The sequence below is a fragment of the Janibacter terrae NBRC 107853 genome (assembly GCF_001591405.1).
Taxonomy (GTDB): Bacteria; Actinomycetota; Actinomycetes; order Actinomycetales; family Dermatophilaceae; genus Janibacter; species Janibacter terrae.
In genome coordinates, this window is sequence record NZ_BCUV01000002.1 from 40616 (window position 1) to 65753 (window position 25138).

The 25138-nt window shown below is 73.4% G+C and carries 26 protein-coding genes and 1 tRNA gene; 13 read left to right on the plus strand and 14 right to left on the minus strand.

Going from position 1 to position 25138, the window contains the following annotated elements:
- Positions 1-12 precede the first annotated feature (12 nt).
- The 9 genes from JT1_RS00200 to JT1_RS00240 all read right to left on the minus strand — a co-directional run bounded on the left by JT1_RS00200 (position 13) and on the right by JT1_RS00240 (position 7371).
- A complete protein-coding gene (locus JT1_RS00200; protein ID WP_068321188.1) occupies positions 13-816 on the minus strand; it encodes a glycosyltransferase family 2 protein in 804 nt (267 codons plus the stop codon).
- Positions 813-1817, minus strand: a complete 1005-nt coding sequence (locus tag JT1_RS00205) for a glycosyltransferase (protein ID WP_068321191.1) — start codon at positions 1815-1817, stop codon at positions 813-815. Before JT1_RS00205 ends, JT1_RS00200 begins: the two co-directional genes overlap by 4 nt.
- The gene (locus tag JT1_RS00210; RefSeq protein ID WP_068321194.1) at positions 1814-2899 is read right to left on the minus strand and encodes a glycosyltransferase family 4 protein; all 1086 of its coding nucleotides are present in this window, start codon (positions 2897-2899) and stop codon (positions 1814-1816) included. The genes JT1_RS00205 and JT1_RS00210 overlap by 4 nt, the downstream gene beginning before the upstream one ends.
- Positions 2896-4023: a glycosyltransferase family protein gene (locus tag JT1_RS00215; protein ID WP_068321197.1), complete on the minus strand. Its 1128-nt coding sequence runs from the start codon at positions 4021-4023 to the stop codon at positions 2896-2898. The genes JT1_RS00210 and JT1_RS00215 overlap by 4 nt, the downstream gene beginning before the upstream one ends.
- Before the next feature lie 147 nt (positions 4024-4170).
- On the minus strand, positions 4171-4764 hold the full coding sequence (locus tag JT1_RS00220; RefSeq protein ID WP_068321200.1) for a DUF3618 domain-containing protein: 594 nt from the start codon (positions 4762-4764) through the stop codon (positions 4171-4173).
- Positions 4761-5276, minus strand: coding sequence for a phage holin family protein (locus JT1_RS00225; protein ID WP_082807369.1), 516 nt, complete (start codon positions 5274-5276; stop codon positions 4761-4763). The genes JT1_RS00220 and JT1_RS00225 overlap by 4 nt, the downstream gene beginning before the upstream one ends.
- On the minus strand, positions 5273-6037 hold the full coding sequence (locus JT1_RS00230; RefSeq protein WP_169701777.1) for a hypothetical protein: 765 nt from the start codon (positions 6035-6037) through the stop codon (positions 5273-5275). Before JT1_RS00230 ends, JT1_RS00225 begins: the two co-directional genes overlap by 4 nt.
- Before the next feature lie 311 nt (positions 6038-6348).
- Positions 6349-6425, minus strand: a tRNA-Thr gene (locus JT1_RS00235).
- A 34-nt stretch (positions 6426-6459) separates the two neighbouring features.
- Complete coding sequence (locus JT1_RS00240; protein WP_068321206.1) at positions 6460-7371, minus strand: alpha/beta fold hydrolase; 912 nt, start codon at positions 7369-7371, stop codon at positions 6460-6462.
- Positions 7372-7408: 37 nt separating this feature from the next.
- Here JT1_RS00240 and JT1_RS00245 point away from each other — a divergent pair, with 37 nt between their 5' ends.
- Positions 7409-7855 (plus strand): SRPBCC family protein, encoded by a 447-nt coding sequence (locus tag JT1_RS00245; RefSeq protein WP_068321210.1) that lies wholly within the window; start codon positions 7409-7411, stop codon positions 7853-7855.
- On the opposite strand, the gene JT1_RS00250 is transcribed toward JT1_RS00245, so the two are convergent.
- Complete coding sequence (locus tag JT1_RS00250; RefSeq protein ID WP_068321213.1) at positions 7839-8468, minus strand: inorganic diphosphatase; 630 nt, start codon at positions 8466-8468, stop codon at positions 7839-7841. The two genes, JT1_RS00245 and JT1_RS00250, sit on opposite strands and share 17 nt — an antisense overlap.
- A gap of 85 nt (positions 8469-8553) precedes the next feature.
- Between JT1_RS00250 and dacB the strand changes: the two genes are divergently transcribed.
- From dacB to JT1_RS00295, 9 genes are all read left to right on the plus strand, one after another.
- Positions 8554-9948, plus strand: coding sequence for a D-alanyl-D-alanine carboxypeptidase/D-alanyl-D-alanine endopeptidase (dacB, locus tag JT1_RS00255; protein ID WP_068321216.1), 1395 nt, complete (start codon positions 8554-8556; stop codon positions 9946-9948).
- 27 nt (positions 9949-9975) lie between these two features.
- Complete coding sequence (locus JT1_RS00260; RefSeq protein WP_068321219.1) at positions 9976-11019, plus strand: zinc-dependent metalloprotease; 1044 nt, start codon at positions 9976-9978, stop codon at positions 11017-11019.
- Between the two features lies 1 nt (position 11020).
- Positions 11021-12025, plus strand: a complete 1005-nt coding sequence (gene tilS / locus JT1_RS00265) for a tRNA lysidine(34) synthetase TilS (RefSeq protein ID WP_068321221.1) — start codon at positions 11021-11023, stop codon at positions 12023-12025.
- Between the two features lie 31 nt (positions 12026-12056).
- Positions 12057-12608: a hypoxanthine phosphoribosyltransferase gene (hpt, locus tag JT1_RS00270; protein ID WP_068321224.1), complete on the plus strand. Its 552-nt coding sequence runs from the start codon at positions 12057-12059 to the stop codon at positions 12606-12608.
- Between the two features lie 142 nt (positions 12609-12750).
- Complete coding sequence (ftsH, locus tag JT1_RS00275; RefSeq protein ID WP_068321227.1) at positions 12751-14862, plus strand: ATP-dependent zinc metalloprotease FtsH; 2112 nt, start codon at positions 12751-12753, stop codon at positions 14860-14862.
- A gap of 3 nt (positions 14863-14865) precedes the next feature.
- Positions 14866-15441, plus strand: a complete 576-nt coding sequence (folE, locus tag JT1_RS00280; RefSeq protein ID WP_068321230.1) for a GTP cyclohydrolase I FolE — start codon at positions 14866-14868, stop codon at positions 15439-15441.
- Complete coding sequence (gene folP / locus JT1_RS00285; RefSeq protein WP_255218214.1) at positions 15438-16292, plus strand: dihydropteroate synthase; 855 nt, start codon at positions 15438-15440, stop codon at positions 16290-16292. The genes folE and folP overlap by 4 nt, the downstream gene beginning before the upstream one ends.
- Positions 16289-17149 (plus strand): 2-amino-4-hydroxy-6-hydroxymethyldihydropteridine diphosphokinase, encoded by an 861-nt coding sequence (gene folK, locus JT1_RS00290; RefSeq protein WP_068321232.1) that lies wholly within the window; start codon positions 16289-16291, stop codon positions 17147-17149. The genes folP and folK overlap by 4 nt, the downstream gene beginning before the upstream one ends.
- Complete coding sequence (locus JT1_RS00295) at positions 17143-17625, plus strand: DUF3180 domain-containing protein (protein WP_068321235.1); 483 nt, start codon at positions 17143-17145, stop codon at positions 17623-17625. Before folK ends, JT1_RS00295 begins: the two co-directional genes overlap by 7 nt.
- On the opposite strand, the gene JT1_RS00300 is transcribed toward JT1_RS00295, so the two are convergent.
- From JT1_RS00300 to JT1_RS00310, 3 genes are all read right to left on the minus strand, one after another.
- Positions 17618-18409 carry a class F sortase gene (locus JT1_RS00300; RefSeq protein WP_068321238.1) on the minus strand — a complete coding sequence of 264 codons (792 nt, stop codon included), beginning with the start codon at positions 18407-18409 and terminating at the stop codon, positions 17618-17620. The genes JT1_RS00295 and JT1_RS00300 overlap by 8 nt on opposite strands.
- A gap of 151 nt (positions 18410-18560) precedes the next feature.
- Positions 18561-19739: a DUF6801 domain-containing protein gene (locus tag JT1_RS00305; protein WP_068321243.1), complete on the minus strand. Its 1179-nt coding sequence runs from the start codon at positions 19737-19739 to the stop codon at positions 18561-18563.
- A 130-nt stretch (positions 19740-19869) separates the two neighbouring features.
- Positions 19870-21042 carry an NADH-quinone oxidoreductase subunit D gene (locus JT1_RS00310; protein WP_068321246.1) on the minus strand — a complete coding sequence of 391 codons (1173 nt, stop codon included), beginning with the start codon at positions 21040-21042 and terminating at the stop codon, positions 19870-19872.
- 55 nt (positions 21043-21097) lie between these two features.
- Between JT1_RS00310 and JT1_RS00315 the strand changes: the two genes are divergently transcribed.
- Entirely contained in the window at positions 21098-22342 is a 1245-nt protein-coding gene (locus tag JT1_RS00315; RefSeq protein WP_169701778.1) for an SGNH/GDSL hydrolase family protein, read from the plus strand.
- On the opposite strand, the gene JT1_RS00320 is transcribed toward JT1_RS00315, so the two are convergent.
- A complete protein-coding gene (locus JT1_RS00320) occupies positions 22287-23264 on the minus strand; it encodes an SAM-dependent methyltransferase (protein WP_068321252.1) in 978 nt (325 codons plus the stop codon). The genes JT1_RS00315 and JT1_RS00320 overlap by 56 nt on opposite strands.
- 57 nt (positions 23265-23321) lie before the next feature.
- Between JT1_RS00320 and JT1_RS00325 the strand changes: the two genes are divergently transcribed.
- A complete protein-coding gene (locus JT1_RS00325) occupies positions 23322-24224 on the plus strand; it encodes a Rossmann-like and DUF2520 domain-containing protein (protein WP_068321255.1) in 903 nt (300 codons plus the stop codon).
- Positions 24221-25105 (plus strand): pantoate--beta-alanine ligase, encoded by an 885-nt coding sequence (gene panC / locus JT1_RS00330; RefSeq protein WP_068321259.1) that lies wholly within the window; start codon positions 24221-24223, stop codon positions 25103-25105. The genes JT1_RS00325 and panC overlap by 4 nt, the downstream gene beginning before the upstream one ends.
- Positions 25106-25138 lie beyond the last annotated feature (33 nt).

The window sequence follows — 25138 nt, forward strand, 5'->3', positions numbered from 1 at the left end:
GCACGCGCGCCCCTAGCCGCGGGCGCGCTGCCACCGGCCGTCGCGCCACTCGACGAGGCCCAGGTCCGCGAACTGGTGCAGCCAGGTGGTCATCGGCCACTCGCCCCACCGCTCGTGGAAGACCGCGGCGTTGCGCAGGATGGCGTCCAGGTGACGCACGAGCGGGGACTCGACCTCGTGGTGCTGGTGGTAGGCCCGCGCACCGCCGACCCAGCCGTGGCGTGCGCCGCGCTCGAGCACGAGTCGCCCGAAGTCGGTGTCCTCCCCTCCGTAGCCCGTGTACTCCTCGCAGAACCCGCCGATGCGTGACCAGGTGTCCTGCGCGAGCGCGAAGGACAAGGACCAGAAGAGCTCGGGACGGGGGTTGGGGAGCCGTTCGCCGGGCTCGGGTGCCGGACGACCGGGGTGGGGCGCGTCCGCCCCTTCGAGGGCGGTGAGGTCGTACCCGCCCGGGGGAGGCGGAGGCAGGTAGGTCACCGGTCCCGACCACACGACGTCCGGCTCGTCGGCCACTGCCGCGGTGTACGCCTCCACGAGGTCCGCTCCCGCGAGGCAGTCGACGTCGAGGAAGACCAGGACCCCGGCCCCGAGCTCGCGCGCCTCCTGCGCCCCGAGGTTGCGGGCGGCGGCGAGCGGGAGCTCGGGCGAACCGGTGCGCAGGTGGAGCACCCGCGCGCCGGGCACCTCGAGGTCCGGGTCGTCCATGGCGACGACCACGCGGTGGTCCGGCCGGCGGGTGCCGCGCGCCAGGGTCTGCGCCTGGTTGGCCAGGTGGCGCCGGCGACCGTGCACGATGGTGATCGTCGCGACGGTCATGCCGCGTCGACCTCGCGCAGGACGCGGGCGAAGCGCTCGGCCGCGTCGCCGTCGCACCAGCCGCGCCACAGCTCGCCGTCGAGGGCGCGGGCTCGCTCGAGCAGACCCGCCCAGCGCGTGGGGTCGGTGGGCAGGGACGCGAGCACGAGGGCGGGCCACTGCTCGTCCCGCAGGGCGTGCCCCATCGCCTCCTGCTCGTCGAAGGGCCGCGGCTGCGGGAGGACGATGGCCGGTCGGCGCGCGGCGGCGGTCTCGGCGACGGCGTTCTGCCCCGCGTGCGTCAGCACGACGTCGGCGGAGCGCAGGACGGCGAACGGGGAGTCGACCCAGTCCTGACCGCCGAGCACCGTCCAGGTCCACCCGGGTGTGTGCTCGCGTGCCGCCGCCAGGTCCCGCGCGGGCGGGCCGTCACCGCCGCGACCCCACAGGACGACGACGTGTGGCCGCACCGGCTCGCCCGCCGGGGGCGTCGGCGGCGACACGGGGGCGAACCGGGAGAGCCCGCCGAGGCAGCGCAGGCGCGAGTGCAGCTCCGACGGGAGACCGGTCGACATGCCGGCCGACTCGGGCCACATCGCGACGAGCGCGTCGCACACCCCGTATCCGAGCAGGTGCGCACGGTCGGACCGCGCGCCGGGCAGGACGACGCCGACGACGCGGACGCCGTGCAGCCGGGCGAGCAGGGTGACCTCGACGGAGTGGTCGCTGACGACGAGGCTCGGGCGCTCTGCGTCCAGCCAGGACGACAGCTGCGACATCCTCTCCGACAGGCCGCGGTGCCCGACGGGGACCCAGTGCAGGTGATCGTCGGCGGTCACGTCCGTGCACCCCTCGGCTCCGTCCGTGGGTGCGTCGTCCGCGAGCTGCACCCACTCCCCGGGCCACACTGGGGGCCGCGGCAGGGTCGACAGCCCGGTCACGTCCTCGCCCCACGCCGCGGCGACGGACTGGGCCCGGTGGAGGTGCCCCGAGCCCTGGTGGTGCACGTAGTAGCCGATCACGCGCCGGCCGCCTCCAGGGCGTCGCGGTAGACGTCCTCGTAACCGTCGACCATGGCCCGGTGGGAGAAGCGGGTCTCCGCCGCGCGCCGGACCGCGTGCCGGTCCAGCACCACCGCGGTCCTGATGGCCTCCGACAGGCCCGGGACGTCGCCTGCGTCGGCGAGCGCACCGGTCTCGGGCGTGACGAGCTCGGTGAGGGCGCCGCGGGAGAAGGCCGCGACGGGCGTGCCGCACGCCATGGCCTCGGCGGCGACGAGACCGAAGGGTTCGTCCCAGGCCGGCGTCACGAGAGCGACCCGAGCCTGCCCGACGAGCCCGACGAGCTCGCGGTGCGACACGTGACCCACGTACTCGACGTCGTCGCCGAGGAGCGGTTCGACCTCGCGCGCGAAGTAGCCGTTGTCGAGCACCTCACCGGCCAGCCGCAGCGGCATTCCGGCCCCGCGCGCCGCGAGGATCGCCTGGTGCGGGGCCTTCTCCGGGACGATGCGTCCCGACCAGATCGCGGGGCCGCCGCCCGGCCCGGGCGTCCACTGGTCGAGGTCGACCCCGTTGGGGACCGCGGCGCTCGGCACGACGTCCGCCCAGGCCCTCGCCGTGGCCGTGCTGACGGAGACGAAGTGGCAGTTTGGCCCCGCGAACTGCGCGGCGGAGGTCAGCCAGGGGAGCGGCGGCGTGTGAAGGGTGGTGACGACGGGGATCTGGAGCGCGGACGACATGGCGACCGGCAGGTGGTGGAGGCTGTTGTTGTGCACGAGGTCGTAGGTGCTCCGCCCGCTGCGCATCAGGTCCAGCATCAGTCCGAGGTAGGCGTGGTGCTCCTCCATCCAGATCTCCGGCGGGGCGGCGACGTCCTTGCGGGCCGTCTCGTCGGGGGCGTAGAGCGCCAGCGGCAGCTCATGGACGTCCAGGTCCGGGTCGGACCCGGACCGGGCGAAGAGGGTCACCCGGTGTCCCCGACGTCGCAGCTCCTTCGCCAGCCCGTGGGTGTGCGCCTCGAGGCCTCCGGCGAAGGGCTCCCGGACGGGGAACCGGCTGGAGGCGATGAGGCAGATGCGCAGTCCCCGGCGTGGGCGGCTCATCGGAGCAACCGCCGGTAGAGGGACTCGTGGGCCGCGGCGATCTCGGTGCGCTGGCGGCGGCGCTCGTCGACGGTGAGCGCCGCGACGGGCCCCTGCTCGTGGGCACGGGTGATGGCCCGCGCCAGGGTCTCGGGGTCGAAGCCGTCCTCGTCCAGCTCGTAGGACAGCACCGGGCCCTGCTCGGCGTAGTACCCGCAGGTGGGCGCCGCGACCGCTGTCCCCAGATCGCGACAGGCCTCGAGCCACCCCGAGTGGGTGCCGAAGCGGTACGGCAGCACCGAGACGTCGAGCGAGCCGAGGTAGGCCCACAGGGCGTCGTCGTCGAAGTAGTCGTGCACGCGCAGCTCGAGCAGTCCTCGGTCCGCGGCCTCGGTGAGGTGGGCGGCGAGCACCGCGTCGCGGCGGTTGCCGTCCGGGTCGAGCACGTCCCGGTGCCCGTTGACCTGCAGCACCCCGCCGGGCAGCCCGGCGACGGTCTCCTCGAGGACCGGCAGGATCGCCATCGGGTCCATGTTGGCCCGCAGGCTCTTGATGTGGAGGCCGACACGGAACTCCTCCCGCGACCCCAGCTGCATCCTGCGGGTGCGGTGCTCGTCCATGGTCGCGAAGTCGACGACGTGCGGGTGCGGCAGGACGATCGCCTCCCGGTCCCACCGGCGACGGATCTCGTCGGCGGCGCCGGGGGTGAGGGTGATGACGGCGTCCGCGTACTCCATGAGCACGTCGAGCTGGCGCCCGTGGGTGGTGCTGTCGGGGTGGTGCGGGTTGCGCAGGTCGTGGGCCGTGTAGACGAAGAGGGCGCCCCGCCCCCGTACGACGGACATCGCCTCGCGCAGCTCCTCGGGGTCCCGCGCGTCGAAGCCGAACTGGACGTGCAGCAGGTCGTACTCCGCCTCAGCCAGCCACGCCGGGTCCAGCATCACCGGTGGCCACCACTTCTCGATGGTGGAGCGGCCGGGGGCGTCCGGGTCCGGGTCCGCCAAGCGCTGGACGTGGGTCGGCTCCCCGTCGAGCGCGGCGATGTGCCGGACGTAGACGTGCGAGGCGGGGACGGAGGCGACCGTGATCGGCCCATCCTCGCCCGTGTCGACGGCACCCGCCTGCACTGGCGATCGCTCGGTCATCCGTCTCCTCTCGGCGCAGGGGAGACGACCTGCGTGCTCGCAGCTCCTCCCCGAGAGCGTCTCTACCCCCGACTGAGTGGTTTCACACCACGAGCCGCGCACCTGTTGGTGCGCGGCCCGTGCTGACCTGACGGCTCGTCAGATCGCTCAGACGTTGGTGTCCGGTCGCTGCTGGTGCTGCTGCACTGCGTCGCGTGACTCGGCGGCGCTCGTGCTCACCTTGTCGGCTTCCTGCTGGCCCTGGGCCTTGACGGTCTCGGCAGCGTCCTGCGCCGATTCCTTGAGCGACTGGGCCGCCTCCTGAGCCGGCTCCTTGAGGTGCTCGGCGCCTTCCTGGGCCATGGACTTCGCCTCGTCGAGGATCGGCGCGGCCTTCTCCCTGGCGGTGACTGCGGCCTGCTTCTCCTTCTCGGAGGCCGGCAGCAGCGAGCCGAGCAGCCACCCGGCTCCCAAGGCCATGAGCCCTGCGGCCATGGGATTGCCCCTGGTCTTGCTCTTGAGCTGGCGGCGCGCCTCGTCGGCCCGGTCGCTCCCGCGCTCCGCGACGGTCGGCGATGTCGGGTCGTCCACCCCCATGACCTTGTCCTTCAAGCCGGTCATGCCGCCCTTGACCTTGTCGGCCTGCCGACGGGCGATGTTGCCGGGGGTGACCGCCTCGCCCAGGGCGTCGACGTTGGTGCTGAGGTCGGACCGGGTCCGCTCGATCTCAGCTCGGATCTGGTCGGGGTCGTTGCTGGTCATGCGTGATCCTCGTTTCCCTTGAGCGCGTCCGGGACCTTCTTGGCGGTCTCGACCGTGCGCGGCAATCCTTTGACGTGCTTGAGCTGGGCGCGCCCGCTGACCGCGAGGATCGCGGCGAGGATGCCCCAGATGATGGCGACGATGACGGCCGCCCAGCCGCGGTTGTCCATCCATGAGCCCAGGGCCCACCACAGCGCGATCGAGAGGAACAACAGGGCGAACCAAGCCGCCAGCCCAGCGCCACCGAGGAGCCCTGCGCCCTTGCCCGCCTGGCTCGCGGACTGCTGTGCCTCGGCCTTGGCCAGGGCGACCTCCTGACGGATGAGCACCGACATGTCGCCTGCGATGTCGCCCACGAGCTGGCCGATCGACCCGACCTCGCCCTTCGCGTAGGTCTCGTGCGCTCCACGGAGCGGTTCTGGCTCGGGCACCGCGTCCGAGACGTGCGCGTACTCGCGGGGGCGGCCGGTCAACGCCTCTTCGCCGCTGCCGGCGCCGTGACTGGTTGTCATCGGCCCTCCTGCGGCGGGGGGAGCGCGGATCCGCCGGGGGTGCCGGGCACGGCCGTGCCGGGCACCTCGCCGATCCCGACGGTGGGCTCCACCAAGCCAGGGTCGGCCACGGGGACAGCACTGACCGGGACGGTCGCGAGCGGCACGGCGCCGGTGGGAGCGGTGCCGGGCGAAGGGGGAGCGGGCACGCCGTCGTCGCCGGAGTCGTCCCGGGCGTCGTCAGCGAGACCACGGACGAGGCGTCCGCCGACGAACCCGAGGGCTGCAGCGCCCGCGAGGAAGGCGCCCGGGCGACGGCGGGCAAAGCTCGTGAGCTCGGCGAGCACGTCACCGGGCTCGCGCTGCTCGAGCCACTGCGACGCGGTGTGGGCCCGATCGGCCGCTTGCCTGGCCAGGTCGGCGGCCATACCGCCGTCGGAGCGTTCGGCCATGGTGCTCAGCTCGTCAGCGAGCGTCGACAGCCCGCTCGCGGCCCGTGCCTGCTGGTCGGTGGCCTGCTGACCGATCTCGCCCTTGGTCTGGTCGTAGAGGGCGCGGGCCTGGGTCTTGGCTTCCTGGGTGACCTCGGCCGCTTGTTCCTTGGTGGTGCTCGCGACCTGCTGCGCGCTGTCCTTCGCATCGGATGCGACCGTGGCGGCCTCGTCCTTGGCGACGTCGCGCGTACGGTCCGGCTCGTCGAAGCCGTGGGAGGGGAAGGCCGTCTGCGGCGGCTCGGGCCGGCGCGTGGGGTCCAACGGCGGGGGCGGTGGGATCTCAGTCATGCGGCTCTCCTTGCAGGACGTGGAGGCGCCGCGAAGCGCAGGTCACCTACGAGGACGTGGCCGGCAGTGCCGGCCAGCAGCATCGTGATGGTGCCCATGGCAACCTCCAGAAGTTGGTCGTGCTTGGTGGTCCCTCATGGCTACCCGCAGGGTCGTGAATGAAACCGCGACGGCCACGGAAGAAGGACGCCGCGGGGAACCACAGCGCGGAGGGGACCACGGGGGTACCAACTCGGACGCGGCGGGAGAGCGGTCATGACGGCACCGGGGCCGGGAATGACGAAGACCCCCGATTTCTCGGGGGCCTTGCGTGGAGCCGCCTGTCGGAATCGAACCGACGACCTTCTCATTACGAGTGAGACGCTCTAGCCGACTGAGCTAAGGCGGCGTGCGCCCGTGGACGCGAGGCACGAGTATACGGATCAGCGGCCGGGCGGCGTAATCGAGTCGGCCGGGACCTCGCCGGCTGTGGCGATGAGCTCCAGGACGACGTCGGCGACGACGTCTGGATGGGTCTCCATGAGCCAGTGCCCGGCGTCGAGCTCGCGGGTGATCGCCAGCTCCGGCCGGTCGCCGGCGCGGCGACGGACCTGCTCGGCGGTGTAGGAGGTCGACGCGTCGGCGAAGGCCGCGTCCTTGCGTCCCCACACGTACGCGGTCGGGATGACGCGACGGTGCGCGCTGGGGCGGGGGCCCCCCTTCGCCCTGCGCTTGCGCCACATGAGGGTGGGGGAGAGGGCGGCCCGGTACCAGGCGAAGGTGCCCTCGGCCGCGCCCGGGGTCTTGAGTCGCTTGGCGTCGTACGCGGCGCGCTCGCGGGGCATCCCGATCTTCTCGAGGACCTGCTGGCCGAAGAGCCGGAAGAACACGACCGGGATGACCGGCAGCGCGAAGCCGGCCATGTACAGGCTGTGCTTGGCCTGGTCACCGTGGCGGAACCCGTGCGCCATCCCGCCCCCGTTCGGGGTGGAGAGGACCGTGAGCGTCTCGACCCGCTCGGGCGCCCGCGCGGCGACGGCCCAGGCCAGCGCCCCGCCCCAGTCGTGCCCGACGACGTGCGCGCGCTCGCAGCCGACCTCGTCGAGCAGGGCGACGACGTCGTCGACCATCTCGGTGAGCTCGTAGTCGAGGTGGTTGCCCGGGCGTGCGCCGGGGGAGTAGCCGCGCAGGTCGGGGGCGATGACCCGCAGCCCGGCGGCCGTCAGGCGCGGCGTCACGGCGTGCCACGAGGTGCGGTCCTGCGGCCAGCCGTGCAGCAGGACGACGAGATCGGCGCCCTCGGGGCCGGAGTCGTCGACGTCGAAGGTCAGTCCGTCACGGGAGTAGTAGCGCACGACTGCACGCTAACCCGCGGGCGGGCAGGATGGCTGCGTGACCTCACCGCGATTCGTCTTCCGGCACGTCTGGGAGCTGCCGGGCCCCCCGGGCGACGTGGTCGAGGCCCTCGCCGACGTGGAGCACTACTCGCGGTGGTGGCCCCAGGTCAGATCCGTCGAGCCGCTCGGCGACGGCTCCGGGCGCGCGGTGATCCGCAGCCTCCTGCCCCTGACGCTCCACCTGCTCCTGCTGCGCGAGACCGAGGACCACGAAGGGGGGCGCCTGCGCGTCCGCCTCGACGGTGACCTCGTCGGGTGGGCGAGGTGGTCGGTCGACACCGCCCCGGGCGGCAGCCGGGCGCTGTTCGAGCAAGACGTGAGGGTCGCCGCCCGGTGGTCCCGGGCGGCGACCCTCGCGCCTGCGGTGCTGCGCGCCAACCACGCGTGGATGATGCGGCAGGGCCGCGCCGGGTTGGCTCGCGAGCTCAGCCCTCGTCGCTGAGCGGGTTCTCCTTCGTCGCCAGCTCCTCGCGCGCCTTGGCGGCGGCGGCCTTGATGTCCTCCTCGGAGTGACCCATGTCCTGCGCCGGGACGTGGCCCGAGCTGGGCATGGTCCACCGGGCGGTGGTCATGCCGGCGGCCTTGGCGCGCTCGATGGCCTCGAGGATCGTCGTCTCGGCCTCGTCGCGGCCGGCCCAGTGGGCGCCCTCGACGGACTTGCCGGGCTCGAGGTCCTTGTAGGTCTCGAAGAAGTGCTGGATCTCGAGACGGTCGAACTCGCTGATGTCCTCGAGGTCCTTGATGTGCTCCTTGCGCGGGTCGCCCGCCGGGATGCACAGGATCTTGTCGTCGCCACCGGCCTCGTCCCGCATGTGGAACATGCCGATCGGCCGGGCGCGCACGAGGCAGCCGGGCCAGGTCGGCTCGTCGAGGAGCACGAGCGCGTCGAGCGGGTCGCCGTCCTCGCCGAGGCTGTCCTCGATGTACCCGTAGTCGCTCGGGTAGGCCATGGAGGTGAAGAGCATGCGGTCGAGGCGGATGCGACCGGTCTCGTGGTCGACCTCGTACTTGTTCTTCTGGCCCTTCGGGATCTCGATGGTGACGTCGAACTCCACAGGTGTACCTCTTGTCCGTGATGGGTGAACTATTCTCGGCCCCAGTGTTCCACCACCACAGCCACAACACCGCAGGGGGCCGCGCGTGCGACGCACTCTGATCGCCGTGACCTCCGTCGCAGCACTCGTCGTCGGGTACGGCGCCGCCGATGCCTACGACCGGGTGCCCGGTGTCCTCACGATCGACGAGCCGGTGTCGCAGCAGGCCCCCGAGCCGGTCGACGTCGACCCCGTCCTGCCCCCCGCCTCCACCGAGGCGCCCGCCCCCACCGAGGGTGGGCTGGCCACGGCCCTGCGGTCCGACCTCGAGGACCAGGCCCTCGGCTCCCGCGTCGGCATCGTCGTGCGCGACGCCCTCACCGACGAGGTGCTGCTGGCCCGCGGCGAGGACCGGGCGCAGACCCCGGCCTCGACGGCCAAGCTGCTCACGGCCGCAGCGGTCGCCGAGCGCGCCGACCTCAGCCGCGTCATGACGACCGAGGTCGTGCAGGGCGAGGGCGACGAGCTCGTCCTCGTGGCCTCGGGCGACACGATGCTCGCGCCCGGCCACGGCGACCCGACCCAGGTCGAGGGCCGGGCGGGTCTGGCCGACCTCGCCGAGGAGGTGGCCGCCTCGCTCGGGACGAAGGGGGCGCAGCGCCACACCCTTCGCCTCGACGCCACGTACGCGGCCGGCGAGCGCTACGCACCGACCTGGGACATGGCCGACGTCGCCGCCGGCTACACGCAGGGCGTGACGATGATCGGGCTGGCGGGGGAGCGCCCGATCCCCTTCCGTGCCTCACCGCGATACCCGGAGCGCTCGGTGCTCACCGCCTTCGCCAAGGCGCTCAAGGCCGAAGGGGTCAAGGTCTCCGTCGACGACTCGGCGAGCACCTGGCGCCGGCCCGCGCCCCAGGGCGCCGAGGCGCTCGGCGCGGTCGACTCCGCGCCGCTCGGCGACGTGCTCGCGCTCGCGCTCGACGACAGCGACAACGCCCTCACCGAGAACGTCGCCCGCCAGACCGCCGTCGCCGACGGCGCCGGCGCCTCCTTCGCGCAGGTCGCCGGCTGGGTGCAGTCGACCCTCGAGGGCGCCGGCGTCGACCTCACGGGGGTGAGGCTCAAGGACAGCTGCGGGCTCTCCTCCGGCCAGGTCGTCCCGGCCCGCGTCATCTCCGACGTCATGCAGCTGGGGATCACCGGGTCGGCCACGACGATGACCCAGGTCCTCTCCGAGCTGCCGGTCGCGGGCCTCACGGGGACCCTGCACGACCGCTTCCACACCGACGACACCCGCTCGGCCGCCGGCGTCGCCCGCGCCAAGACCGGCACGCTCACGGGCACCTCGGCGCTCGCGGGCACGACGACGACCGCCGAGGGCCGGCTGCTCACCTATGTGGTCGTCGCCGACCGGGTCCCGTCGACGACGGGCACCCTCGGCGCGCGGGCCGCGTTGGACCGCGTGGTCGCCGACATCACCGCCTGCGGCTGTCGCTGACGGGCCCCGGACTGTGAGGATGAGCGCGTGACGCAATACGTCGACTGGAAGTTCGCCAAGACCGCCGGTGCCCGGCTCGTGCCGCCCGGCCCTGACGTCAGCCATGACGAGGCCGCCGAAATCGTCGGTGAGATCCACGAGCACGCCGACGCGGCCGTCGCCCCGGTCGCGGCGACGTCGCGGATGCACGCGCCGGGGGACGCCCCCGCGCCGCTCGTCGTGGACCGCCCCACCTGGATCGAGGTCAACGCCGACTCGATGGCCGCGATGCTCACCCCCGCGCTGGAGGCCGCGGCCAGACGCCGCGACCGGGAGCCGTGGGGACCGGCCCAGGCGGTCGGCTCCAAGCTCACCGGCGCCGAGACCGGCGGCATGCTCGCCTTCCTCTCGACCAAGGTGCTCGGCCAGTACGACATCGCGCCGGGCGGCACCCCGGCCCTCCTGCTCGTCGCGCCCAACATCGTGACGACCGAGCGCGAGCTGGCGGTGAAGCCCCGCGACTTCCGCCTGTGGGTCTGCCTCCACGAGGAGACCCACCGCGTGCAGTTCACCGCCGTCCCGTGGCTGCGCGAGCACCTCATCACCAGCGCGCAGGGGCTCGCGACCGAGCTCATGCCCGACTCGGAGGCGCTGCGCTCGCGCTTCGAGCAGGTGACCAGCCAGCTGCCCAAGGTCTTCAGCGGCGAGGGGCAGGGGCTCGCCGAGCTCGTCATCACCCCCGAGCAGCGCGAGCGCCTCGCCGAGGTCACCGCCGTCATGTCGCTGCTCGAGGGCCACGCCGACGTCGTCATGGACGACGTCGGGCCGGCCCACGTCCCGAGCGTGGCGGAGATCCGCGCCCGGTTCAGCCAGCGCCGCAAGGGCGCCGGGGCGGTCGACCGCCTGCTGCGCCGCCTCCTCGGCCTCGAGGCCAAGATGCGCCAGTACCGCGACGGCGCGACCTTCGTGCGCACCGTCCAGGAGGTCGTCGGCGTCGACGGGTTCAACGCGGTCTGGACCTCGCCCGAGACGCTGCCGACCGCCCGCGAGATCACCGACCCGACCACGTGGGTGCGTCGGGTGCACGGCTGAGGTGGGCGCCGGCCACCCCGCGCAGGCGGACTGCCGAAGGGGGGTCCGCGCCGTCCTCGAGGGGTTGCCCCCGGGCTCGCTGGCGCTCGCCGCGGTGAGCGGGGGGACCGACTCCCTCGCGCTCGCCGGCGCGCTCGCCGCCGAGGGCCCGGCCCACGACGTCACCGTCGGCGCGATCGTCGTCGACCACGGGCTGCAGGCCGGCTCCGCCGACACCGCCCTCCTCGCGGCCCAGCAGTGCGGCGACCTCGGGCTGGCCCCGGTCGCGATCGTCCAGGCCGTCGTCACCTCCTCGGGTGGCGGGCTCGAGGCCGCGGCCCGCGAGGCCCGGTACGCCGCCCTGGCCGACACCGCTGCGGCGATGGGGGAGGAGCACCCCGCGGTCGTGGTCCTGCTCGGGCACACCCGCGACGACCAGGCCGAGCAGGTCCTGCTCGGGCTCGCCCGTGGCTCCGGCGCCCGCTCGCTGGCCGGCATGGCGCCGCTCGTGGTCCGGGAGGGGGTCCCCTTCGTCCGGCCGCTCCTCCACCTCCCGCGCACGACGACCGAGCAGGCCTGCGCGGCATGGGGACTCGTGCCGTGGGAGGACCCGATGAACGCCGACCGCGCCTTCACGCGGGTGCGCGCCCGCGAGGCGCTCGCCGCGCTCGAGGCGGACCTCGGCCCCGGCCTCGCCGAGGCCCTGACGCGCAGCGCCGACCTGCTGCGTGACGACGCCGACCTCCTCGACGACCTCGCCGGGCGGGCCGTGCCCGACGACGACCCGGCCGGCCTGCCGGTGACCGACCTGACGGAGCTGGCCCCCGCCCTTCGCTCGCGCGTGTGGCGACGACTGCTCGTGCGGGCCGGCGCGCCCGCCGGGGCGCTCACCGCCCAGCACGTCGCCGAGTGCGACCGGCTGCTCGTGGACTGGCACGGTCAGGGGCCGCTCCACCTGCCCGGCGACCTGCGGGTGCGTCGGGCCGACGGCCGGGTGCACATCGGGCGTGCGACTGGTGGACAATGAGAGCGGCCCGGACCGCTTGCGAAGGAGAGCTGTGGACTCCCAGGACATCAAGGACGACCTCGTCGAGGTGCTCATCACCGAGGAGCAGATCCAGGCACGGCTGGCGGAGCTCGCCGCCGAGGTCTGGGAGTACTACCGCGGCAAGGACGTGCTGCTCGTCGGCGTCCTCAAGGGAGCGGTCATGGTCATGGCCGACTTCATGCGCCACCTGCCCGGCTCCGCGCCGATGGACTGGATGGCGGTGAGCTCCTACGGCTCCGGCACCAAGTCCTCCGGCGTCGTGCGGATCCTCAAGGACCTCGACACCGACATCACGGACAAGCACGTCCTGATCGTCGAGGACATCATCGACTCCGGCCTCACCCTGTCGTGGATCCGGGCCAACCTCGGCTCCCGCTCGCCCGCGTCGGTCGAGATCCTCACCCTCCTGCGCAAGCCCGAGGCGGCCAAGGTCGAGATCGACACCCGCTGGGTCGGCTTCGACATCGCCAACGAGTTCGTCGTCGGCTACGGCCTCGACTACGCCGAGGGCTACCGCAACCTGCGGGACGTCGCGACCCTCGCGCCGCACGTCTACTCCTGACCCGGGAACACCGCGGTGCAGGTGCTCGTTGGCCACTGAGCCGGGAGGGCACGGGGTTCGGGTAGTTTCGTCCTGATCCCCCGGCCGTGCCGGTGGCCGCCACGTCGTCGAGTCAGGAAGTCCGGGAAGCCCCCGTACCCGTATGAACGCCAAGAAATTCTTCCGTTCCCCCGCCTTCTGGGGGCTGCTGCTCGTGCTGGTCTTCGGGCTGATGTTCCTCAACCGGAGCAACAACGAGTACGCGCGCGTCGACACCTCCGCCGCGGAAAAGCTCGTCACCGACGGCAAGGTCAAGGACGCCCACTTCACGACCGACAACCTGCTGCAGCTCGACCTCAAGGACGGGCAGACCTACAGCGACGGCGACACGGTCAAGGACGCGGAGAAGGTCGAGACCGAGTTCATCGACGCCCGCGCCGACCAGATCCTCAAGCTCGTCGACGACAACGTCGAGGGCGTGCAGAACGACACCGTCGAGCAGCCGAGCGTGTGGCAGAGCCTGCTCTTCTCGATCCTGCCGCTGCTCCTCCTCGTCGGTCTCTTCTGGTTCATCATCAGCCAGGCCCAGGGTGGCGGCTCCAAGGTCATGCAGTTCGGCAAGTCCAAGGCGAAGCTCGCCAGCAAGGACACCCCCAAGGTGACCTTCGCCGACGTGGCCGGCGCGGACGAGGCCGTCGAGGAGCTCCACGAGATCGTCGAGTTCCTCCGCGACCCGAGCAAGTTCCTCGCCGTCGGCGCCAAGATCCCCAAGGGCGTGCTGCTCTACGGCCAGCCCGGTACCGGCAAGACCCTGCTCGCGCGGGCCGTCGCCGGCGAGGCCGGCGTGCCCTTCTACTCCATCTCCGGCTCGGACTTCGTCGAGATGTTCGTCGGCGTCGGCGCCAGCCGCGTGCGTGACCTCTTCGAGCAGGCCAAGGCCAACTCGCCGGCCATCGTCTTCGTCGACGAGATCGACGCCGTCGGCCGCCACCGCGGCGCCGGCCTGGGCGGCGGCCACGACGAGCGCGAGCAGACGCTCAACCAGCTGCTCGTCGAGATGGACGGCTTCGACGTCAAGACCAATGTCATCCTCATCGCGGCGACCAACCGGCCCGACATCCTCGACCCGGCGCTCCTGCGTCCGGGCCGCTTCGACCGCCAGATCGCCGTCGAGAACCCCGACATGATCGGCCGCCACCGCATCCTCGAGGTGCACTCGGCCGGCAAGCCGATGGCCCCCGGGGTCGACCTGCTCGCCGTCGCCCGGCGCACCCCCGGCATGACCGGCGCCGACCTGGCCAACGTCCTCAACGAGGCCGCGCTGCTCACGGCCCGCACGGACAAGCAGTTCATCGACGACGCGATCCTCGACGAGGCCATCGACCGCGTCATCGCCGGCCCGCAGAAGCGCACGCGCATCATGAGCGCGCAGGAGCGCAAGATCACCGCGTACCACGAAGGTGGTCACGCCCTCGTCGCTGCGGCGATGAACCACACCGACCCGGTCACCAAGATCACGATCCTGCCGCGCGGGCGGGCCCTCGGCTACACGATGGTCATGCCGCTCGACGACAAGTACTCGACGACGCGCAACGAGATCCTCGACCAGCTGGCGTACGCCCTCGGTGGCCGCGTCGCGGAGGAGATGATCTTCCACGATCCCTCCACCGGTGCGGCCAACGACATCGAGAAGGCCACGGGCATGGCCCGCAAGATGGTCACCGAGTTCGGCATGAGCGAGCGCGTCGGTGCGGTCAAGCTCGGCCAGTCCCAGGGCGAGGTCTTCCTCGGCCGCGACATGGGCCACCAGCGCGACTACTCCGAGAACGTCGCGACGATCGTCGACGAGGAGGTGCGCCGCTTCATCGAGGCCGCCCACGACGAGGCGTGGCACGCCCTCAACGACAACCGCGACGTGCTCGACCGCCTCGTCCTCGACCTGCTCGAGCACGAGACGCTCAACGCCAAGGAGCTCGCGACGATCTTCACCGACGTGCGCAAGCGGCCCGTGCGCCCGACGTGGCTGAGCAGCGAGCACCGCACGATCTCCGACATCCCGCCGGTGCTCACCCCCGCCGAGCAGGCCGCGATGCGCTCCCGCGAGAGCGAGCACGCCCGTGCCGCCGGCTCCGCCCCGGCGACCGACCCCGACGTGACCGAGGCGATCGACCGGGCCGCCGAGGAGGGCGCGACGATCTACCCGCAGGAGCACCCGCCGACCGAGGTCCGCGAGGTGCCGCCGGGCGGGACCGTCGACGGCGACGGGCGCCACTGAACCATGGGCGACGTCGACCTGGCCCGCATCGAGGCCGCCGTGCGCGAGATCCTGCTCGCGGTCGGGGAGGACCCCGACCGCGACGGGCTCGTGGACACCCCCGCTCGCGTGGCCCGCTCCTACGCCGAGGTCTTCGCCGGGCTGCGCCAGTCGCCCGAGGACCTGCTCGCGACGACCTTCGACATCGACCACGACGAGCTGGTCATCGTCCGGGACATCGAGCTGTACTCGACGTGCGAGCACCACCTCGTGCCCTTCCACGGGCTCGCCCACGTCGGCTATGTCCCGGGGCACGGCGGTCAGGTGACCGGGCTGTCCAAGCTGGCGCGCCTCGTCGACATCTTCGCCAAGCGGCCGCAGGTGCAGGAGCGGCTCACGAGCCAGGTCGCCGACGCCCTCGTCACGCACCTCGACGTCGCCGGGGTCATCGTCGTCATCGAGGCCGAGCACCTGTGCATGTCGATGCGCGGGGTCCGCAAGCCCGGCGCCAAGACGATCACCTCCGCCGTTCGGGGACAGCTGCGCGACCCGACGACCCGCGCGGAGGCCATGGCCCTGCTCACCGGGGCCGCTCGGTGACCCACGTCGTCCTCGAGCAGCTCGCGGCCGGGGCGCAGCGGCCCGGGCCGGTCGTCATGGGGATCGTCAACGTCACGCCCGACAGCTTCAGCGACGGCGGACGGTGGATCGAGACCGACGCGGCGATCGCCCACGGGCGCGAGCTGGTCGCCGCCGGCGCGCAGATCGTCGACGTCGGCGGGGAGTCCACCCGCCCCGGCGCCGAGCGACCCTCCGAGGCGGAGGAGCTGCGGCGCGTCGTCCCCGTGGTCGCCGCGCTGGCGGACGCCGGAGTCGCCGTCTCCGTCGACACCATGCGCGCCTCCGTGGCCGCCGCCTCCCTCGAGGCGGGCGGGGCGATCATCAACGACGTGAGCGGCGGGCTGGCCGACCCGACGATGCCCGACCTCGTCGCGGCGAGCGGGGCTCCCTTCGTCGTCATGCACTGGCGGGGCCACGCCCACGACATGCAGACGCGGGCGCAGTACGACGACGTCGTCGGGGAGGTGTGCACCGAGCTCGTCGCGCGCGTCGACACCCTGCTGGCGGCCGGGGCGACCCGAGAGCAGCTGATCCTCGACCCCGGTATCGGTTTCGCCAAGACCGCCGAGCACAACTGGCAGCTGCTCGCGGGCCTCGAGCGGGTCGTCGACCTCGGCCACCCCGTGCTGCTCGGCACCTCCCGCAAGGGCTTCCTCGGCTCCGTCGGGCGCGCGCCGGGCGATGCGCGTCCCCTCGACGCCCGGGACGTCGTCACCGCCGCCACGAGCGCCCGCGCCGCCCGCGCCGGCGTCTGGTGCGTGCGCGTCCACGACGTCGCGGCCACCGTCGACGCCATCGACGTCGTGACCGCCCTGGGCGAGCTCGCGTGAGCGACCGGATCAGCCTGCTCGGCGTGCGCGCCCGCGGGTTCCACGGCGTGCTCGCCGACGAGAAGCGCGACGGGCAGGAGTTCGTCGTCGACGTCGTGCTCCACGTCGACCTCGCCCCCGCAGGCCGCACCGACGACCTCGCGCTGACGATCAACTACGCGGAGGTCGGCGCCGACGTCGTCGCCCGCATCGAGGGCCCCTCGCTCGACCTCATCGAGAGCCTCGCCGAGCAGATCGCCGGCGACGCCCTCGCCCGCCCCGGCGTCCGCTCCGTGGAGGTCACCGTGCACAAGCCGTCGGCGCCGGTCGGCGTGCCCTTCGGCGACGTCGCGGTGAGCGTGACCCGCACCCGAGCGGTGCCCGTGGTCATCGCCCTCGGCGCCAACCTCGGGGACGCGGCGGCCACGCTGCAGGCCGCGGTCGACGACCTCGGCGACGCCGTGCGCACGGTGCGTCGGGCCCCCTTCGTCACGACGGACCCGGTCGGCGGACCCGACCAGCCGCGCTACACCAACACCGTGCTCGTCGGCACGACGGCGCTCGACCCCCGCACCCTGCTCGAGCGGCTGCACGCGGTCGAGGCCCGCCACGGTCGCGTGCGCGAGGTCCGCTGGGGGGCGCGCACGCTCGACCTCGACCTGGTCCAGTACGGCGACCCGGCGCGCGGTGACGACGTCGTCAGCGACGACCCGACGCTCACGCTGCCGCACCCGCGGGCCCACGAGCGCGGCTTCGTGCTGCAGCCGTGGAGCCGGGTCGACCCGGACGCGGTGCTGAGGGTGGGGGAGCGGGTCGTGCCCGTCACCGAGCTGCTCGCCGGGATCGACACCGCCGACATCCGGGAGACCGGGTGCTGAGCCGTGGCCTGCGCCTCCCGACCGTCCTCGCCGTGGTCGTCGGCACCGGGGTGCTCAGCTGGTCCGTCGGCCGGTGGTGGCTCGCCGACGGCAACGCACCGCTGCGGGTCGGCTGGCTCGCGGGGGTGCTCCTGCTCGGCATGGCCGTGGTGGTCGTCGCGGCCGGGGCGCGCATGTGGCGGATGCGTCACGGACGCACCCACGTCGCGCCCGTGGTCGCCGCGCGGATCCTCGGCCTGGCGCAGGCCAGCTCCCTGACGGGTGCCGTGATGGCCGGCCTCGACCTCGGTCAGGCCCTCGTGCTGCTGCCGGACCGCGACTTCGCCGGACGGGGCGAGCTCGCCCTGTGGTGGGCCCTCGGCGGCGCGGGAGCGCTCGCCCTCGTGGCAGCGGGGCTGCTCGTGCAGTCCTGGTGCCGCATCGGCGGCGACGAGGACGAGCCGCCCGACGGTCGGGAGCGACCGGGCGTCAGCTGACGACCTGCTCGGCCCAGACGACCCAGTTGCCCTCGTAGTGGCCGCCGTTCAGCGGCGTCTCGGGGTCGCAGGTGATCAGGCGCAGCACCGGCTCGGGGTTGTCCCAGTCCCAGATGGAGTCGTCCCGGGGCACGGCCTCCTTGGTCATGGCCTCGGAGCGGGTGATCGAGAACTTCACCGTGCGGCCGTCGCCGTACGTCACCGTGACGATGTCCCCGACCTTGACGCGCGGCAGGTTCCAGAAGACATCGGGCTCGTTGCCGTGGTTGATGTGGCCGGCGAGGATGCTCGCTCCCCGGTGGCCCGGCTTCGGCCAGCCCGGCTCGGCGTACCAGCCGGCGGTGCCGAAGGGGGGAGCCAGCACCTTCTGCGCATCGAGGCGGGTCGCCACGAGGCTGGCGTCGACGATCGAGGTGCCGCCCGAGCGGACCTGCACCCGAGTGGGCTCGCCCGCCGGAGCCGGCGCGGCGGCCGGGACGGTGCCCTCGCTGCGTTGGGCAGCCGAGGGGCTGGGGTCGGGGGTCGAGGACTGCTTGGGGCGGGTCGTGCGTGAGGAGCTCGGCGTGCTGGAGCTCGGCGTGCTCGAGCTCGGCATGATCTCGCTCGGCGGCACGTAGGTCCCCGTCGGCAGCGAGACCCCGGCCTCGTCGTCGCGCTGAGTCCACCAGGCGCCGCCGGCGACGCCCCCGCCGATGACGAGCGCGACCGCGGCGGCCAGGAGCCACGTGCCGCGCTGGTAGCGCTTCTTCTCCCCGCGCTCTCGTCGCGTCGGTGGCGTCGTCACACGATCCTCCTGCCTGGTGGCGGTGTCCCTGAGGGGTGGAACGCCGAGGGGTGCCTGTGAGTTCCCTCGGCGGGCAGGCGGACGGGCCGCCGGACGGGATGGGTCCCGGCCCGACGACCCGTCGGTCACCGACCGTGGTCGGCGTCGTGCCTCAGTGCTGGGCCTTCAGGCGGCGGCGCGCCAGGACGACCGTGCCGGCGCCGGCCCCGGCGAGGAGGGCCCCACCGAGCAGGACGGCGGCGGTGCTGTCGCTGGTCGGGGCCTCGGCGCGGGTGAAGCCGTCGGTCTGGACGACGCCCGGGGTCTCGGGGCCACCGGCCGGGGTCTCACCGTCGTCCGTGGTCGAGGAGTCCGGGTTGGTCCAGGGGGCGTAGTACTCGACGTTGCAACCGCCGGCGACGGACTCGTCGCGACCCTCGGAGTCGACGCAGTCCTGCGAGACGAGGCGGACGTAGTCCGTGCCCTCGGCGAAGGCGAAGTCGCGGGTGTTGCTGCCCCGCGTGACCTCCCACGTGATCGTGCGCAGGACCTGCTTGTCGCCGTCGAGCAGGAGGACCTGGACGGTGCCGGCCTGCTCGGCGGTGCCCGCGACGGTGAAGCGCTTGCCGTCCTCGGTGATGGGCAGGGTGCTGGGCTCGGAGAACCAGTCGTTGGTCTCGGCCGTCGGCTCGGAGGTGCTCGAGGTCGTGGTGCTGGAGGTCGTGCTCGGCGGGGTGGTCGGCTCGTCGGAGACGCTGATGCTGTCGATGACCCGGACGCCGGAGACATAGGTGCAGGTGGAGTCGATCGCCTCGCCCACCTGCACCTGGTCGGCGTCGTAGCCGCGGAAGGTGGCGCTGAAGGTGGTCGGTGCGCTGACCGTGTAGGTGCCTGCCTGGTCGGCGACGACCTCGCCGCCGGTGCCGGTGATCGGCAGGTCCGGGGTGGAGTCCTGGACCCACGAGGTGCCGGTCCAGATGTGCGTGCGGGTGATCGACAGGTCGGTCGTCACGGGCGCCTGGTCGCTGCCGTTGGAGACGGTCGCCTCGATGTCGTCGACGTCGCCCTCGACGTAGTGCCAGCCGAGTGCGCCGGCCATGGCGTTGGAGACGCCCTCGTTGAGGGTCAGCGTGCCGGAGGGGGTCAGCGTGACGGTGTCGCCGACGGTCGCGGTGTCGGTGTCGGTGGCGCTGAGCGAGATGTCAAAGCTCTGCGGGCCGATCGGCGTCGTGCAGCTGTAGACCAGGTCCGTGTCGGCGTGGGCCGGGACGGCAGCGGCGAGGCCGATCATCCCCAGACCCGTGACGAGAGCGGCCCCTGCGGACAGACGTGTGGTGCGGCGCTTGGCCATGTGTGGTTTCCCCTGTGAGTCGTGTCGCGCCCCCCGAGACGACGGCGCCTTCGCCCGCAACTTACCGGCCGCTGGGAGCCCTCACAACCTTTTGTCAGGTTTCCTTACCCGCGGGTCACCTGCCGGCCGGTCACTTGTCGACGTCCCCGACCACGAAGAACATCGAGCCGAGCACCGAGACCATGTCGGCGACGAGGCAGCCGGGCAGCAGCTCCCGGAGCACCTGCACGTTGTTGAAGGACGCGGAGCGCAGCTTCAGCCGCCACGGTGTCTTCTCGCCGCGGGAAACCAGGTGGTAGCCGTTGAGCCCCAACGGGTTCTCCGTGGCGGTGTAGCGCTCGCCCTCGGGGACCTTGAGCACCTTGGGCAGGCGCTGGTTGACCGGGCCCCGGGGCAGGGCCCGCAGCCGTTCGACGCACGCGTCGGCCAGGTCGAGGCTGACGTGGGTCTGCTCGAGCAGCACCTCGAGGCGAGCGAGCGAGTCGCCGGCGGTGCGGGTGACGACCCGGCCGGGACCCCCTTCGCCGAAGAGCTCGCCGTACGCGAGGTACGGCGCATCGCGACGCAGGTCCAGGTCGACGCCGCTGGCCCGGGCGATCGGCCCGGACACGCCGTACGCCTCGGCGAGCGAAGGGGGGAGGACCCCGACGCCCCGCGTCCGGCCCTCGAGGATCTCGTTGCCGGAGATCAGGCTCTCCAGCTGCGGCATGCGGGCGCGCACGGCGGCGACCGCGGCGCCGACCCGGTCGAGCCAGCCGGCGGGCAGGTCCTCCTTGAGGCCGCCGACGCGGTTGAACATGAAGTGCATGCGGCCGCCGGAGATCTCCTCCATGACGGCCTGGATCTCCTCGCGCTCACGGAAGCTGTAGAAGATCGGCGTGATCGCGCCCAGCTCGAGCGGGTAGGAGCCGAGGAACATCAGGTGGTTGAGCACCCGGTTGAGCTCCGCCAGGAGCGTGCGCGCCCACGTCGCCCGCTCGGGGACCTCCATGCCGAGCATGGCCTCCACGCCGAGGACCACGCCGAGCTCGTTGCCGAAGGCCGAGAGCCAGTCGTGCCGGTTGGCGAGCACGGTGATCTGCCGGTAGTCGCGCACCTCGAAGAGCTTTTCGGCGCCCCGGTGCATGTAGCCGACGACCGGGTCCGCGGAGACGATGCGCTCGCCGTCGAGGACGACACGCAGCCGCAGGACGCCGTGGGTCGCGGGGTGCTGGGGGCCGATGTTGAGCACCATGTCCGCGCTCGCGAGCGACCCGTCGCCGACCCCCACGTCGAGGGTCCGGGTCCCCGGGGCGCTCGTCATGCCCGCCAGTATGCGCCAGGGAAGGGGAGTCCCGCCGCTTTGGCACGATGGCCGGGTGAGGCGACCCCGGGGATCGAGGGCCGTGCGCGCCGGGTTGGTGGCCCTCGTGCTCGGCGCCACGAGCCTGTCCGGGTGCACCGACGACGGCGACGAGCCCCGTCCGCACCTCACCGGCACAGCGAGCGTCGGTGACCGCAGCGTGCTCGACCCCTGGTACGAGGCGGCCCGCGGGTCCGACGGCGCCGCGGCCAACCTGGTCGTGCTCGGGGACTCGGTGAGCGAGGGGTACGGGCTCGAGGGTCGGCTCGAGCGCCGGTGGGGCGATCGGGTCCAGTCGCGGCTGCGCCAGCGGGCCGGCGCGCCGGCCTGCCCGAGGACACCAGGCGGCTGGCACGGCACGACGTCGCTCGTCCCCGCGGACTACCGCGCGCCGAGCCTGCCGGACCCGCAGGTGCAGGGCCCGACCCGGCCCGCCGGCGACGTGGGTCCCGGCGGCCGTGCGCTCATCCTCGAGCCGGGCGCGGAGATCTCCTGGCGGGTGGACGCGCACTCCTTCGACGTCGGCTACCGCACGACCGCGGGCGGTGGACCCCTGCAGGTGAGCGTCGACGGCCGGGTGCCGCTCAACGGCGTGGCCGTCTCGACCGACTCCGCCGCGGGGGCTGGGGGCTCGGGTCAGGGGGAGCGCCGCGTGTGGTCCTCGCCCGACCTCGCCCCGGGCACGCACACGGTCACCGTCCGCAACGCGATGCCCGCCGGCAGCGACCTCACCGCGACGGTCACCGACCTCACCCCCTTCCGCGGGGACCGCGGCCGGTGCGTCCACGTGCTCGACGCGTCGCGCTCCGGGGTCTCGGTGCGCACGATCACCCAGAGCCCCGGGTACGTGGCCGACGCGGTCTCGCTCGACCCCGACCTGCTGCTTGTGCCGCTCGGGTTCAACGACCGGCGGGCGGAGATCGCACCGGGGGACTTCGGCCGCAGCCTCGACGAGCTGCTCGGGCAGGTGCGCGATGAGGGGTACGACGGGCCGGTGCTGCTCGTCGGCTGGTTCAACCCCGGGATCGGCAGCGTCGGACCGTCGTGGCCGGACTACCTGGCCCAGATGCGGGCCCGCACCCGGCACGCGGGCGTGAGCTACGTCGACCTGTCCGTCGTCCTGCCACGGGCCGACCCCGCGACGGGCGCCTACATCGACGCGCTGCACCCCTCCGACGTCGGCCACCAGCTGATCGCCGACGCGCTCATCGAGGTGCTGGTGCCGCGGTCGGTGGGGACGTCCGGCGTGCCACCCGGGTGAACGCCCACAGGAAGTCGCCGGGTCCCGCCCCCGTGAGCGCTGCGGCCCGGGAGGCGCGGGCGAGGGCGGCGAGATAACCGGCGGGGTCGGTGCGCGCCAGCTCGAGCGGCGGTCGCGTGCCGTCGACCCCGAGCCCGCGCAGCACCTCGCGCTGGGTCCGGACCTCGTCGGCGCCGAGCGAGTCCATCGCGACGTGCGCGGTGAGGTCGCAGGACCCGTCGGGCACGGGGGCGCAGAGCGCGCCGTCCGCGTAGCCGAGGAGGCTGCCGACCGGCGGTCGCTGCCCGCGCAGGTGCCCGTAGTCGACGGCGACGACGAGGCCCGTGCGCACCTGCGCCACGAGCGAGGCATGGGCCTCGTCGCGGGTGCGCCCGACCTCGACGCGGGTGCCGGGCGGGTGCGGGCCGGGCCACCAGCGCTCGACCCAGTCCGCGTCGGCCGGAGGAAGCGGCCCACCAGTGCTCTCGAGACCCCCGGCATCGACGTGCAGGACCCGCAGCTCACCGCGCTCGTCCGCGCGCGCCACCGGGCACGGGACGACGTCGAGCCACTCGTGCGCGAGGACGAGGGCGTCGCCGGGGCAGCCGAGGTCGGGCAGGTCGGCGCCGCCGGGGGAGACGACCCAGCCGACGCGGCCGGGCAGGTCGGCAGGGCGCGGGACGACGTCGACACCGACGAGGGTGGTCGTCGGGTCGGCCTGTGCCGCAAGGGCGCCCAGCAGCTCGCCCCGGCCGCAGGCGAGGTCGACGATCGTCGTGAGCGACTCGCGTCGCGCCAGCTCGAGCAGCGCCGCGGCGAGGACATCAGCCGCCGGTCCCTGCGCCGACGTGCCGAAGTGCCCCGCCGGGCCCTCGGGGCGACGGTAGAAGCCCCCTTCGCCGTACAGGGCGTGCGCCCACGCCTGCTCCCACGTCCGGTCCATGGGTCAACCCTAGGGACGTGCGAAGGGGGCGACCCGCGCCCGGGTAGCGTCGGGCCGGTGAGCAGTCCCGAGCACCCCCGTGCACCCTCCCGCCCGACCCTGCGGATCGGGGTCGTCGGCGCAGGCCGGGTCGGCGCGGTCCTCGGCGCCGCGCTGCGCGCCGCCGGCCACGAGGTCGTCGCGGTCTCCGCGGTCTCGGAGGAGTCCGTCGAGCGCGCCGAGATGCTGCTCCCCGGCGTCCCCGTCGCCCCCGTGCCCCAGGTCGTCGAGGCCGCCCAGCTGGTGCTGCTCGCCGTGCCCGACGACGCCCTGACCGATCTCGTCGCCGGGCTGCACGCGACCGGCACGTGGCGACCGGGCCAGCTCGTGGCCCACACCTCCGGCCGGCACGGTCTGGCTCCCTTCGCCCCCGTGGCCGCGGACCTGCTGCCGATGGCCATCCACCCGGCCATGACCTTCACCGGGACCAGCCTGGACCTGGCGCGGCTGTCCGAGTGCTGCTTCGGGATCACGACGCCGCAGGCGCTGCGTCCGGTCGCAGAGGCGCTCGTCGTCGAGATGGGCGGAGAGCCCGTGTGGGTCGCCGAGGAGGCCCGAGGGCGGTACCACGCGGCCCTCGCCCACGGCAGCAACCACATGGTCACCCTCGTCGCCCAGGCGATGGAGATCCTGCGCTCGGCCGGCATCGAGCCCGCCGACCGGGTGCTGCGCCCGCTCCTGCAGGCCAGCCTGGACAATGCGCTCTCCTCGGGTGACGCCGCACTCACCGGTCCGGTCGCCCGCGGCGATGCCGGTACGGTGGCCGCGCACCTGGACGAGCTCGCCGGACTCGCGGAGGACCTCCGACCGGCGTACCTCGCGCAGGCGCGCGCCACCGCCCTGCGGGCCGAGCGCGCCGGACGCCTGCGCCCGGACGCCGCCCGCGCCGTCCTGACCGTCCTCGACGAGGAGACCCGATGACCACCGCCCCCGTCGTCGCCCGCAGCCGCGACGAGCTGGCCGCCGCCCGCGCGGAGCTCACCGACGGTGACGTCGCCGTCGTCATGACGATGGGTGCCCTCCACGAGGGCCACGCCCGGCTCATCCGCACCGCCCGCGAGCGCGCCCGCCACGTGCTCGTCACGATCTTCCTCAACCCCTTGCAGTTCGGGCCCAAGGAGGACCTCTCGCGCTACCCGCGGACCTTCGACGACGACCTCGCGATCTGCACACGCGAGGGCGTCGACGTCGTCTTCGCGCCGACGCCCGACGTCGTCTACCCCGACGGCGACCCGGGCGTGCGCATCTCCGCCGGGCCGCTCGGTGACGTCCTCGAGGGGCAGTCGCGCCCGGGCCACTTCGACGGGATGCTCACCGTCGTCGCCAAGCTCATGCACCTGACCGCCGGCGACCTCTTCTACTACGGGCAGAAGGACGCGCAGCAGCTGCTCCTCATCCGTCGCATGGTGCGCGACATCGACTTCCCCGCGCAGGTCGTCGCCGTGCCGACCGTCCGCGAGGAGGACGGGCTCGCGATGAGCAGCCGCAACACCTACCTCTCACCGAGCGACCGGGAGACCGCGCTGACGCTCTCCCGCGCCCTGTGGGCCGGTGCCGCCCGCGCCGCCGAGGGGCCGTCCGCCATCCGGCGCGCTGCCCGCGAGGTGCTCATCGAGGAGCCGCTCGCCCTCGTCGACTACCTCGTGCTCGTCCACCCGACGACGCTCGAGGACGTGCCCGAGTGGTACAAGGGCGAGGCCCTGCTCGCCGTCGCGGCGCGCGTCGGCACGACCCGGCTCATCGACAACACCCCGGTGCTCGTCGGGCCGGGGGGCGGCGCACAGCAGGTCTTCTCGGACTGACCGCGAGCGGCGTCACATCGGGGCGGGGCCAGC